Below are 12,517 nucleotides of genomic sequence, written 5' to 3'. Positions count from 1 at the left end.
TTCACCATCGGCGAGCGGCCTCTCCCGGTGGACCGGGAGGGATCTGCTCAGGGGTTTGGCGTACAGACGCCGAGGGTCAAGGCTACCAGAGCCCGGAGGGGCACCTACTCACGTGAGTAGGTGCCCGTCAAGGCCGGGTGCCGTCAGTCGTCGGCGGCTGCCGAGACCGACTGCGGCGTCTGCTGCTCCGCCGCCGCGGTCTTCTTCGACGTCGACTTCGAAGCCGCCTTCTTGGTGGTCGTCTTCTTCGCCGTCGTCTTCTTGGCCGCGGTCTTCTTCGCGGTGGTCTTGGCCGCGGCCGCGGTCTTCTTGGCGGCCGTCTTCTTCGCCGGGGCCTTCTTGGCGGCCTTACGGGCCGTCTTCTTGGCCTCGACCTCCGGCTCCTCCAGCTTCTCCGGCTTCGGCTCCGCCGCGGGCGCGGTGACGACCACCACGGCCGCCTCCTCGGAGCCCGTGGGCGAGCCCGCCGGGGCGGTCACCTTACGGGTCACCCGACGGCGCGTACGCGGCGCGGGAGCGGCCGGGGCGGGGGCCTCGGCCACCTCGGGCGCGGCCTCCGGCTCGGTGGGCCCGGCGGCCGGAGCGGGCGCCTCGGCAGCGGCCCGCGGCTCCGGCTGGGCCTGCGGCGCCTCCTTCGGCTCGTCCGGCGCCACGACGACCACGGCCTCCGGCTGCTCGGCGCCCTTCGGCGCGCCCGCCGGGGCGGACACCTTCCGGGTCGCCCTGCGGCGCGGACGCCCACGGGTCGCGGCGGCCTCGGCCTCCGCGGCGCTGCTGTACAGCTCCTCGTCGGGCACGAAGGCCGGCTCCGGCAGCGCCTTCGGCTCCGCGACCTCCGCGGCGACCTCGGCCGCCGTCTCGGCCACGGCCACGGCGACCTGCTCCGACTCGGGCACCTGCTGGCCGCCGCCCGCCGCGGACTTCTTCTTCTTGCGCTTGCCGCCACCGCCGACGACGGCGGTCGGCTGGTCCATGTGGACGATCACGCCGCGGCCGTTGCAGTGCACACAGGACTCGGAGAAGGACTCCAGCAGCCCCTGGCCGACCCGCTTACGGGTCATCTGGACCAGACCCAGCGAGGTGACCTCCGCCACCTGGTGCTTCGTACGGTCCCGGCCCAGGCACTCCAGCAGCCGGCGCAGCACCAGATCGCGGTTGGACTCCAGCACCATGTCGATGAAGTCGATCACGATGATCCCGCCGAGGTCGCGCAGCCGCAGCTGGCGCACGATCTCCTCGGCCGCCTCCAGGTTGTTCCTGGTGACCGTCTCCTCCAGGTTGCCGCCCTGGCCGGTGAACTTGCCGGTGTTGACGTCGACCACGATCATCGCCTCGGTCCGGTCGATCACCAGCGAGCCGCCGCTGGGCAGCCAGACCTTGCGGTCCAGCGCCTTCATCAGCTGCTCGTCTATCCGGTAGGTGGCGAAGACATCGACGTCCGACGTCCACTTCTGCAGCCGGTCGGAGAGGTCGGGCGCGACGTGCGAGACATAGCCGTGGATGGTCTCCCAGGCGTCCTCACCGCTCACGATGACCTTGGAGAAGTCCTCGTTGAAGATGTCGCGGACGACCCGGACGGTCATGTCCGGCTCACCGTAGAGCAGCGACGGGGCGTTGCCGCTCTTGGCCTTCTGCTTGATCTCCTCCCACTGCGCCTGGAGCCGCGCGACGTCGCGGGCCAGCTCCTCCTCGCTCGCGCCCTCCGCGGCGGTACGGACGATCACGCCCGCGTCCTCGGGGACGATCTTCTTGAGGATCTGCTTCAGGCGCGCCCGCTCGGTGTCGGGCAGCTTGCGGCTGATCCCGGTCATCGAGCCCTCGGGCACGTACACCAGATAGCGGCCGGGCAGGGAGACCTGGCTGGTCAGCCGCGCGCCCTTGTGTCCGATCGGGTCCTTGGTGACCTGGACGAGGACGGGCTGCCCGGACTTCAGGGCGGTCTCGATGCGGCGCGGCCCGTTGGCGAGCCCCAGCGCGTCGAAGTTGACCTCGCCCGCGTACAGCACGGCGTTACGGCCCTTGCCGATGTCGACGAAGGCGGCCTCCATCGACGGCAGTACGTTCTGGACCTTGCCCAGGTAGACGTTGCCGACGTAGCTGGTCGCCTGCTCCTTGTTGACGAAGTGCTCGACGAGGACGTTGTCCTCCAGCACGCCGATCTGGGTGCGCTCACCGCTCTGGCGGACGACCATCACCCGCTCGACCGCCTCGCGGCGGGCCAGGAACTCGGCCTCGGTGATGATCGGCACCCGGCGGCGGCCCTGCTCGCGGCCCTCGCGGCGGCGCTGCTTCTTGGCCTCCAGACGCGTCGACCCCTTGATCGACTGCACCTCGTCGGCGCCCGTGCCGGGCACTTCCTTCTTACGGGGCTCACGGACCTTGACGACCGTGCGCTCCGGGTCGTCACCGTCGGCCTCGCCCTCGACGGCGTCCCCGCTGCGCCGGCGGCGGCGACGGCGGCGACGGCTGCTGCTGGAGCCACCACCGGTGGTCTCACCGGCCTCGGCGTCCTCCTCGTCCGGCTCCTCGGCGCCCTCGCCCTCGGCGCCGGACTCGTCCTCGTACCGCTCGTCGGTCTCGCCCTCGGAACGCCCCTCGGCGCCCTCGGCGTCGGCGGCCTCGCCCCGGCGGCGGCGGCGCCCGCCACGGCGACGGCGGCGGGACGGGCGGTCGCCCGACTCCTCGTCGCCGTGCTCGTCCTCGGCCTGCTGGGCCTCCGCCTCCGCGGGCTCGGCGGCCTCGGTGGTCTCCTCGGCCTCCACCCGCTCCTCGGCGGGCTCGCCGCGGCGGCGGCGCCGACGGCGACCGCCGGTGGCGGGCGCGGCGGGCTCGGGGGCCTCGGCGGTGTGCTCTTCCTCTTCTTCCTCGGCCTCGTCCACGGCGGCGGCGGCCTCGGCGGCGGCGCTCTCCGGGGTCTGGAACACCGGCTCGGTGAACACCGGCGCCTGGAAGACGGCCGTCGGCGGCCGTACGGCCCGGCGGCGCGAACGGGGCGCGGGCTCGGGCTCGGCCTCGGCGGCCTGGGCCTGCGCGGCCTGCGGCTCCGGCTCGCCCTGCTCCTCGGCGGCGGGCGCGGTGCTACGGGTCGCACGGCGACGGGTGCGGCCGCGCGGCGCCTCCTCGGCCTCCGCGCCGCCGGTCTCCTCGGCGGGCCGGCCCTGCTCCTCGGCGGCGGGCGCCTCGGCGGCCTCGGCCTCCGAGGGCGTCCCGGCGGGGGCGGTCGCCTTACGGCTCGCACGGCGACGCGTACGAGCGGGCGCCGCGGGCACGGTCTCGGTCTCGGCTTCAGCGGACTCCTCCGCAGACTCCGCCGTCTCGGCGGTCTCCGGCTCACCGGCCGGGGCGGCCGCCTTACGGCCGGCACGACGGCGCGTACGGGCGCGCGGAGCCTCATCGGCCGGGGCGTCTGCGGCGACTGCTGCTGGGGCGGTGGCCTCGTCACCACTGTCACCAGCGGCCGCCGCAGACGACGCGTCCGCACCGGCGGCCTCGGTCTGGGGGGCGCCCGCCGGGGCGGTCGCCTTACGGCTCGCACGACGGCGCGTACGAGCGGGCGCCGCGGGCTGCTCGGCAGCCTCGGTGGCCTCACCGGCGTCGGCCGCGTCGGCGGTCCTGGTGGACCGCTCCGCGGGCTCCTCTGCCGGCACCACGGTCTCGGCGGCCTCCGGCGCACCCGCCGGGGCGGCCGCCTTACGGGTCGCACGGCGGCGCGGACGGGCCGGCGGCGCGGGCTCGGCCGCGGGCTCCTGGGCGGCCTCGGCGGAAGCCTCGGCCTCGGTCGTCTCGTCACCACGGCCGGCATCGGCCGGCACCACGGTCTCGGCGACCTCCGGCGCACCGGCCGGGGCGGTCGTCTTGCGCGTCACCCGACGGCGCGCACGGGCGGGCGGAGCGGCGGAATCCGTGTCAAGGTCGGCCTCGGGCCCACTCGCGGCGGCCACGGCGGCCCCGGCGGCGATGGGCTCGGAAGCTCCGCCGGCACCGATCTGATCAGCCGGTATGGCCGGTACGGCGGGTGCGGTGACCTCGGCGTCGCCCACTACGCCGACCGGCGGACCGGCCGGCCGGGAGGCCGCACGGCGGCGGCGCGGCGGCAGGGTGTCGCTGGGCGTGCTCTCGATGGAATCCCCGGGGACGGCGGCGCGTGGCGCGGCTTGCCCAAGGGGCTGGACAGGTTGGGTCGGCTCAATCGGCTCGAGCATGCGGGCGTTTCTCCCGTCACGCTCCCGGGCGCCGCGCCTGCTTCCGGCCGGCCATCCGCGCTATGCGCGGGTGCCGACCGTCCGGGGCGTGGGCGCCGCACGGGAGCTGTCGTCTCGCTCGCCGGGACCGGAAATGCCGGGACCGGCGAAAGTCTTCTGGTCAGTGCGCCAGCCGGACCCGGGTGGCTCCCAAGTGCATCGGCGGCGCATCGACGGCGGTCCTTACGCGGAACCTTCCGGCGCCATCGCGGCGGTCAGCTCGGCGGCCGTGGATGGGGCGGCCGGGACTGCCTCGCGATCGGGCGCGAGCGGGTCGGTCACCGTGCCGGACTCCTCATCGAGCAGCCCCTGCGCCAGCCTGGTCACCGCTGCGGGGACCGGCGGCGCCAGGTCGGCCGTAGCGCGGAGACCGGACAGGACGTCGTCGGGTCGTACAGCAGGTGTCAGGTGCCGTACCACCAGCCGCAGTATCGCACAGCCAGCGTCCTCCGGCCTATCGGCCCGAGGCGCGAGCGCCTCCAGCCGGGCCACCGCGGCTCGGGCGTCGAAGGTCCGCAACCCATTTTTCGTCCGGCGCTCGACCTCGACCGTGTCGGCCTCGAGGAAGGCCGCGACGGCCCGCTCGGCCTCCGCCGGGGCGACCCGGTCGAGCCGGATCTCCCATACGGACGCCTGCAGCCGGTCGGTGAGGCCGGGGGTACGGGCCTCGACGGCGTCGATGACGTCGAGACCCGCGGGCAGCGACTCGTCCAGAAGGACGCGCAGCCTCTCCGGGTCGCGCGCCTCGGTGAGCTGGATCTCCAGGTACTCGGCCTCACTGCCGGTGCCGGTGGGTGCGGCATTGGCGTACGACACCTTCGGGTGCGGGGTGAAGCCCGCCGAGTACGCCATGGGCACCTCGGCGCGGCGCAGCGCCCGCTCGAAGGCGCGCTGGAAGTCGCGGTGGCTGGTGAACCGGAGGCGGCCGCGCTTGGTGTAGCGCAAACGGATGCGCTGCACCGCCGGTGCGGGCGGCGGGCCTTCGGGCTGTCGCTTGCCCAGGGGACTGTCTCCTTGTACTTTCTTGCGGTCGAACACCAGGGCCTGTGCGGCCCTCGTGTCTTCCAGCCTACTTTGTGAGCCGAGGGTTACCGGACGGCTACTTCACGACCGACAGCGGCAGCAGCTTCCGGCCCGTCGGGCCGATCTGGATCCCGGTGTCCATCTGCGGGCAGACGCCGCAGTCGAAGCACGGGGTCCAGCGGCAGTCGTCGACCTCGGTCTCGTCGAGGGCGTCCTGCCAATCCTCCCAGAGCCAGTCCTTGTCGAGACCGGAGTCGAGGTGGTCCCAGGGCAGGACCTCCTCGTAGGTGCGCTCGCGCGTGGTGTACCAGTCGACGTCCAGACCGAAGTCGGGCAGCGTGCGCTCGGCGCACGCCATCCAGCGGTCGTACGAGAAGTGCTCACGCCAGCCGTCGAAGCGGCCACCGTCCTCGTAGACGGCGCGGATGACCGCGCCCACCCGGCGGTCGCCGCGCGAGAGCAGGCCCTCGACGATGCCCGGCTTGCCGTCGTGGTAGCGGAAGCCGATGGAGCGGCCGTACTTCTTGTCGCCGCGGATCTTGTCGCGCAGCTTCTCCAGCCGCACGTCCGTCTCCTCGGCGCTGAGCTGCGGCGCCCACTGGAAGGGGGTGTGCGGCTTCGGCACGAAGCCGCCGATCGAGACGGTGCAGCGGATGTCGTTCTTGCCGGACACCTCGCGGCCCTTGGCGATGACCTTCGTCGCCATGTCGGCGATCTCCAGGACGTCGTCATCGGTCTCGGTGGGCAGACCGCACATGAAGTACAGCTTCACCTGCCGCCAGCCGTTGCCGTACGCGGTGGCGACGGTCCGGATGAGGTCCTCTTCCGAGACCATTTTGTTGATGACCTTACGGATGCGCTCGCTGCCGCCCTCGGGGGCGAAGGTCAGGCCCGAGCGGCGGCCGTTGCGGGTCAGCTCGTTGGCGAGGTCGATGTTGAAGGCGTCCACCCGGGTCGAGGGGAGGGACAGGCCGATCTTGTCCTCCTCGTACCGGTCGGCGAGACCCTTGGCGATATCGCCGATCTCGGTGTGGTCGGCGGAGGACAGCGACAGCAGTCCGACCTCCTCGAAGCCGGTGGCCTTCAGACCCTTGTCGACCATCTCGCCGATGCCGGTGATGGACCGCTCGCGCACCGGGCGGGTGATCATGCCCGCCTGGCAGAAGCGGCAGCCACGGGTGCAGCCACGGAAGATCTCCACCGACATCCGCTCATGGACGGTCTCGGCGAGCGGAACCAGCGGCTGCTTCGGGTACGGCCACTCGTCGAGGTCCATGACGGTGTGCTTCGAGACCCGCCACGGCACGCCGGAGCGGTTCGGCACCACCCGGGAGATCCGGCCGTCGGCCAGGTACTCCACGTCGTAGAACTTCGGCACATAGATGCTGCCGGTGCGGGCGAGGCGGAAGAGCAGCTCATCGCGGCCGCCCGGCCGGCCCTCGGCCTTCCAGGCCCGGATGATCTCGGTCATCTCCAGCACGGCCTGCTCACCGTCGCCGAGCACCGCGCAGTCGATGAAGTCCGCGATCGGCTCCGGGTTGAACGCGGCGTGACCGCCCGCGACCACGACGGGGTGGTCCTCGGTGCGGTCGGCGGCGTCCAGCGGGATGCCGGCGAGATCAAGCGCGGTGAGCAGATTGGTGTAGCCCAGCTCGGTCGAGAAGGAGACGCCGAAGACGTCGAAGGCGGACACCGGGCGGTGCGCGTCCACGGTGAACTGCGGCACCTTGTGCTCGCGCATCAGCTCCTCGAGGTCCGGCCAGACGCTGTACGTACGCTCGGCGAGCACGCCGTCCCGCTCGTTGAGGACCTCGTAGAGGATCTGGACGCCCTGGTTGGGCAGACCGACCTCGTAGGCGTCGGGGTACATGAGCGCCCAGCGGACGTCACACTCATCCCACCGCTTGACGGTGGAGTTGAGCTCCCCGCCTACGTACTGGATCGGCTTCTGCACATGCGGGAGCAGGGCCTCGAGCTGTGGGAAGACCGACTCGACAGACATCACAGGACTTTCGTGAGTGGGACAGGGATGACCCTCAAGCCTAACGTGGTCCGGAACATCGCACTCGTCCCGGTCCGGATCACCCCCGCGCCGGCGGGGAAGCCGTGCACCAGTACCAACGATCGGCCATTCGTTCGGTCACGCTCCCAGGGCCGCCCGGTGCTTGGGGCGCGAGGCCTTCGCCCAGGCGCCCGGCAGCTCGCGCTCGCTGTCGGCCGCCCGCGCCTCCTCGCGCCCGTAGAGCAGCCCGAAGGTGAAGTCGCTCTCCCCCGCGCCGTGCGCCTGTGTGGCCAGCACCCGCAGCGCCTCACGGGCGACGACGCTGTCCTGGTGCTCGCCGAGCACGTCCTGCAGGGCTTCCATACGGCGGGCGAACTTCTTCGCGGGTTTGCCGAGCGCGGGCCGGGCGGTCTCGGCGGCGTAGCGGACGCGCTTGGCAGCCTTGCGGGCCTGGTGGACGGTGATGTCGCGGTCCGGCCCCGGGGCCGTCTCCAGGGCGGTGGCCATCCGGGCCGCGAGCCGCTCGTAGTCGCGCAGCACGGCCTTGGCGGCCACCGGCCCGGCCGGCTTCGCGGCGGCGGGCCGCAGCGGCGGGTCGGCCACCAGCGCGTCGAGGGTGTCGAGGAGCGTGAGATAGCGGTCGCTGTCGAGCGCGCCGAGCACGATCTCGCGTGCGCTGTCGCGCCGCGCCTGCGACCAGTGGCACAGCCGGGCCTCCACCGGGCCGAGCCGGAGGTCGTCCGGCAGCTCGGCGAGCCGGGTCTCGAGCCGTGCGGTGAGCACCTCGCGGTCGCGCTCCACACCGAGCTCGCCGGCCAGCCACTTCAGCTCGTCGCCGATCGGATCGGTGACCGTACGGTCGAGGACCGTGCGGTACGAGCGGAACGCGCTGCGCAGCCGGCGGGTGGCGACGCGCATGCGGTGCACCGAGTCCGGTACGTCCCGGCGCACGGCGGGGTCGAGCTCCACGAGGGCGTCGAGCTGTCGGCGTACGTAGTCCAGGACGACATCGCCCGCGCCGAGCGGGCGCCGCGGGGCCTTCGCGTCCTGTCGGACCTGCTGGGCGGTCGTGGCGGGTTTCCCGGGCTTCGCGGGCCGGCCGGGCTTGGCCCCGCCGGCCTCGACGGCGGTCGCGCCCGCCTCCGTCTCGGCCAGGGCCTTGGCGAGCTTGGAGGGGCTCTCGGCGCGGTGCAGACCCCCTTCGCCGAGCCGCACCTCGACCGCGTCGAGCAGCCGCTGGTCGTGGCCCCGGTCCTCGGCGAGCTCCACCTCGACCTCGGTCCACCGCACCGGCTCGCTCTCCTCGGGCGCCAGCCGCCGTGCCGTCACGCGGTCGACGGACACCTCGGCGAGCACGGTGCCGTCGGCGTCCACCAGATGTTTACGGTCCCGCTCGGATCGCAGATGGGCGAGTGGGAGCAGCGGGGCGCGGCGGACCCGCGAGCGCAGGAGCGCGGCCATCTCGGACGGCACCTCGTCGCCGAGCGGCGCGTGGATCTCCTCCCGGGTGTCCGGTCCGACCGGCAGCTTCAGATGCCAGCCCGCGTCATCGCCGCCCGTGCGGCGGCGCAGGGTGATGCCGTCCGCCAGAAGCCGCCGCCCGGGGGTGTCGTAATAGGTGGCGTCGAGGGTGGTCACCCCTTTGCTCACCACGGACGCGACCGGGCCGGCGCCGGTCAGCTCGGGCAGACCCGGCAGGTCGGGCCGTCCGGACGGACCGGCTTCTTCGGCCGTCGCCTCGTACTTGCGCTCGATCTCCTGCTTAGTATCGACCATGTTGTGACACGTTCCCCAACGCCACCCTGGCAGACCTACGCGGAGACCGGACGTTGCACCCGGATCGACTGCAGGAGGCCGACGGCGATCCATACGGCGAACATCGACGAGCCGCCGTAGGAGACGAAGGGCAGCGGCAGACCGGCGACCGGCATGATGCCCAGCGTCATGCCGATGTTCTCGAACGCCTGGAAGGCGAACCAGGCGATGATCCCGGCGGCGACGACCGTCCCGTACAGCTCCGTGGTGTCACGGGCGATCCGGCAGGCGCGCCACAGCACGACCCCCAGCAGCACGATGATCAGACCGGCACCGAGGAACCCGAGCTCCTCCCCCGCCACCGTGAAGACGAAGTCGGTCTGCTGCTCGGGCACGAACTGACCGGTGGTCTGGGTGCCGTGGAAGAGCCCCTTGCCGGTGAGACCGCCGGAGCCGATCGCGATCCGCGCCTGGTTGGTGTTGTAGCCGACACCGGCCGGGTCCAGGGCGGGGTTGGCGAAGGCGGCGAAGCGGTCGATCTGGTACTGGTCCAGGACGCCGAGCTTCCAGACGAGCAGCGCGCCGATCACCGCGGTGAGGATCAGTCCCGCGACCCAGCGGTTGGAGGCGCCGGAGGCGAGCAGTACGGCGAGCACGATCACCGCCATGACCATCACCGAGCCGAGGTCCGGCATCATCAGGACGATCGCGATGGGGAGCGCGGCCAGTCCGAGGGACTGGACGACGGTGCGATGGTCGGGGTGGAACCGGTCGCCGGCGTCCACGCGCGCGGCCAGCAGCATCGCCATGCCCAGAATGATCGTGATCTTGGCGAACTCGCCGGGCTGGAGGGAGAATCCGCCGCCGATCACGATCCACGCGTGGGCGCCGTTGATGGTCGAGCCGAGCGGGGTGAGGACGGCGAGGACGAGCACGACGGACAGGCCGTAGAGGATCGGGACCGCGCCGCGCAGGGTGCGATGGCCGAGCCAGATGGTGCCGATCGCGAGCAGCAGCCCGATACCGGTGTTCATGGCATGGCGGACCAGGAAGTAGTACGGATCGCCCTGGTTGAGCTCGGTGCGGTTGCGGGTCGCGGAGTGGACGAGCGCGGCGCCGATCGCCGACAGGGCGAGGGTGGTGAGCAGCAGCACCCAGTCGAGGCGGCGGACGAGCGAGTCGCGCGCCATGAGCTTGCTCCAGGTGCCGCGCTCCGGGGTGAAGCGGCGGATGGAGTAACTGGTGGAAGCGCTCACCTGTGCCTCCTGTTCATTACTCCGCCCGCGCGGCGCAGAGGTGCGGCCTTCGTTGTCTGCTGCGGCCCGGCGGCCGCGCGTGCGTCACTCACTGCCGGCCTCCCCGGCGCCGCTGGTCCCGGGCCGCCCGCTCGAACTGCTTGCCGAGCGGCTGGGCCTCGATGGAGCCGTCGGGCTCGATCCTGGGGAGGCCGGCCTGAGGCTTGGGCAGCAGCGCCTTGTGCTCGTCGATCTTGCCCTTGGCGTCGATTCCGTAGAGCGCGTTGTAGATCTTGCGCACGGCCGGGCCCGAGGCCCCGGAGCCGGTGCCGCCCTGGGAGATCGTCATGACGATCGAGTAGTCCTTGGTGTACGTCGCGAACCACGAGGTGGTCTGCTTGCCGTAGACCTCCGCGGTACCGGTCTTGGCGTGCATCGGGATCCTGTCCTGCGGCCAGCCCTGGAACCGCCAGGCGGCGGTGCCCCGGGTGGCGACGCCCGCGAGCGCGCTGTCGATTTGATCGTGCGTCCGGGCGCTCATCGGCAGCTTGCCGTGTGACGTGGGCTTGATCTCCTGGATCTGCTTGCCGTCGGGGCTGACGATCGCCTTGCCGACGGACGGGTTGTAGAGCGTGCCGCCGTTGCTGATCGCCGAGTAGATGGTGGCCATCTGGATCGGGGTGACCAGGGTGTCGCCCTGGCCGATGGAGAAGTTGACGGAGTCACCGGCGCGCATCTTCATGCCTTCGAGGCAGTTCTCGTAGGCGAGCCGCTGGCCGTAGTCCCCGTCCCTCTTGCCGCTCTTGCACCAGGCGTCCTTGTTGGCCTTCCAGTAGTCCTTCTTCCACTGGCGGTCGGGGATCCGGCCGGTGACCTCGTTGGGGAGGTCGATACCGGTCTCCTTGCCGAGGCCGAACCGGTGGGCGGTCTTGTAGAACCAGTCCGCCGGCTTCTTCTTGGGCTTGTTGCCCCCGTCCTTCTTCCACTCGTCATAGGCGAGGCGGTAGAAGACGGTGTCGCAGGAGACCTCCAGCGCGCGGCCGAGGCTGATCCCGCCGTGGCTCTGGGACTCGAAGTTCTTGAAGACCTGGCCGCCGATGTTGAACGAGCTGGTGCAGGGGTAGGGCCCGTTGAAGCCGTATCCGGCGTTGACCGCGGCGGTTGTGGGGATCACCTTGAAGATCGAGCCGGGGGCCGCCTGGCCCTGGATGGCCCGGTTCAGCAGCGGGTAGTTGCTGTCCTTGCCGGTGAGCTTCTTGTAGTCCTTGCCGGAGATGCCGCCGACCCAGGCGTTGGGGTCGTACGCCGGGTTGGAGGCCATGGCCACGACCCGGCCGGTCTTGGCCTCCATGACCACGACCGCGCCCGAGTCCGCCTTGTAATTGGTGCTGGTGTTCTTGTCGAACTGCTTGCGGGCGTCCCTCATCGCCTGGTCCAGCTCCTTCTCCGCGACCGCCTGGACGCGGGAGTCGATGCTGGTGACGACGTTGTCCCCGGGGCGGGCCCGCTGGCTCTCCCGCTGGCCGATGACCCGGCCGAGGTTGTCGACCTCGTAGCGGGTGACGCCCGCCTTGCCGCGCAGCTGGGTGTCGTACTCGTGCTCAAGGCCGTTGCTGCCGACCTGGTCGGAGCGGAGCAGCGGCGACTTGGTGTGCTCAGCCTTCTTTATCTGCTCATCGGTGACCGGCGAGAGATAGCCGAGCACCTGGGCGGCGTTGGAACCCGCGGGCGCGGCGTAGCGGCGCACGGCGGTGGGCTCGGCGCTGATCCCGGGGAAGTCCTCTTCGCGCTCGCGGATCTGCAGGGCCTGCTTGGCGCTGGCCTCGTCCGTGATCGGGATGGGCTGGTACGGGGAACCGTTCCAGCAGGGCTGGGGGGTCTTGGCGTCACACAGCCGGACCTTGTCCATGACGTCCTTGGGCTTCATCTGCAGAACGCCCGCCAGCCGGGTGAGGACGGCCTTCCCGTCGTCCGGCAGCTTCATCAGCTCGGTGCGGCTGGCGGAGACGACGAGACGGGTCTGGTTGTCGGCGAGCGGCACGCCGCGGGCGTCCAGTATCGAACCGCGCACGGCGGGGTGGACGACCTGCTGGACATGGTTGTTGGCGGCTTCGGCGGTGTACTCGTCGCCGTTGCGGATCTGGAGATACCACAGACGGCCGCCGAGGGTCAGCAGCAAGGAGAAGACCAGGATCTGGATGGCGACGAGCCGGACGGTGACCCGCGGAGTCCGTCCGGTCTCCGGGATGTTGCTCATGGCG

General features: G+C 71.8%; 6 protein-coding genes. All 6 read right to left on the bottom strand.

The window, feature by feature from the left end; translation table 11 throughout:
• Positions 1-143 precede the first annotated feature (143 nt).
• Entirely contained in the window at positions 144-4,202 is a 4,059-nt protein-coding gene (locus tag ABZS71_RS06325; protein WP_356207971.1) for an Rne/Rng family ribonuclease, read from the bottom strand.
• Positions 4,203-4,424: 222 nt separating this feature from the next.
• On the bottom strand, positions 4,425-5,201 hold the full coding sequence (locus ABZS71_RS06320) for a TIGR03936 family radical SAM-associated protein (protein ID WP_356207970.1): 777 nt from the start codon (positions 5,199-5,201) through the stop codon (positions 4,425-4,427).
• Positions 5,202-5,340: 139 nt separating this feature from the next.
• Positions 5,341-7,266 (bottom strand): TIGR03960 family B12-binding radical SAM protein, encoded by a 1,926-nt coding sequence (locus ABZS71_RS06315; protein WP_356207968.1) that lies wholly within the window; start codon positions 7,264-7,266, stop codon positions 5,341-5,343.
• A gap of 138 nt (positions 7,267-7,404) precedes the next feature.
• Entirely contained in the window at positions 7,405-9,042 is a 1,638-nt protein-coding gene (locus tag ABZS71_RS06310) for a CYTH and CHAD domain-containing protein (RefSeq protein WP_356207967.1), read from the bottom strand.
• Between the two features lie 35 nt (positions 9,043-9,077).
• On the bottom strand, positions 9,078-10,277 hold the full coding sequence (rodA, locus tag ABZS71_RS06305; protein ID WP_356207966.1) for a rod shape-determining protein RodA: 1,200 nt from the start codon (positions 10,275-10,277) through the stop codon (positions 9,078-9,080).
• Positions 10,278-10,365: 88 nt separating this feature from the next.
• On the bottom strand, positions 10,366-12,513 hold the full coding sequence (gene mrdA / locus ABZS71_RS06300; protein WP_356207965.1) for a penicillin-binding protein 2: 2,148 nt from the start codon (positions 12,511-12,513) through the stop codon (positions 10,366-10,368).
• Positions 12,514-12,517 lie beyond the last annotated feature (4 nt).

Origin of the sequence: Streptomyces sp. NPDC005393 (assembly GCF_040606675.1) — a bacterium.
In the GTDB taxonomy this organism is placed as follows: Bacteria; Actinomycetota; Actinomycetes; order Streptomycetales; family Streptomycetaceae; genus Streptomyces.
Note: the sequence above shows the minus strand (reverse complement) of the source record. Positions and strands in the feature narration are given on the sequence as shown.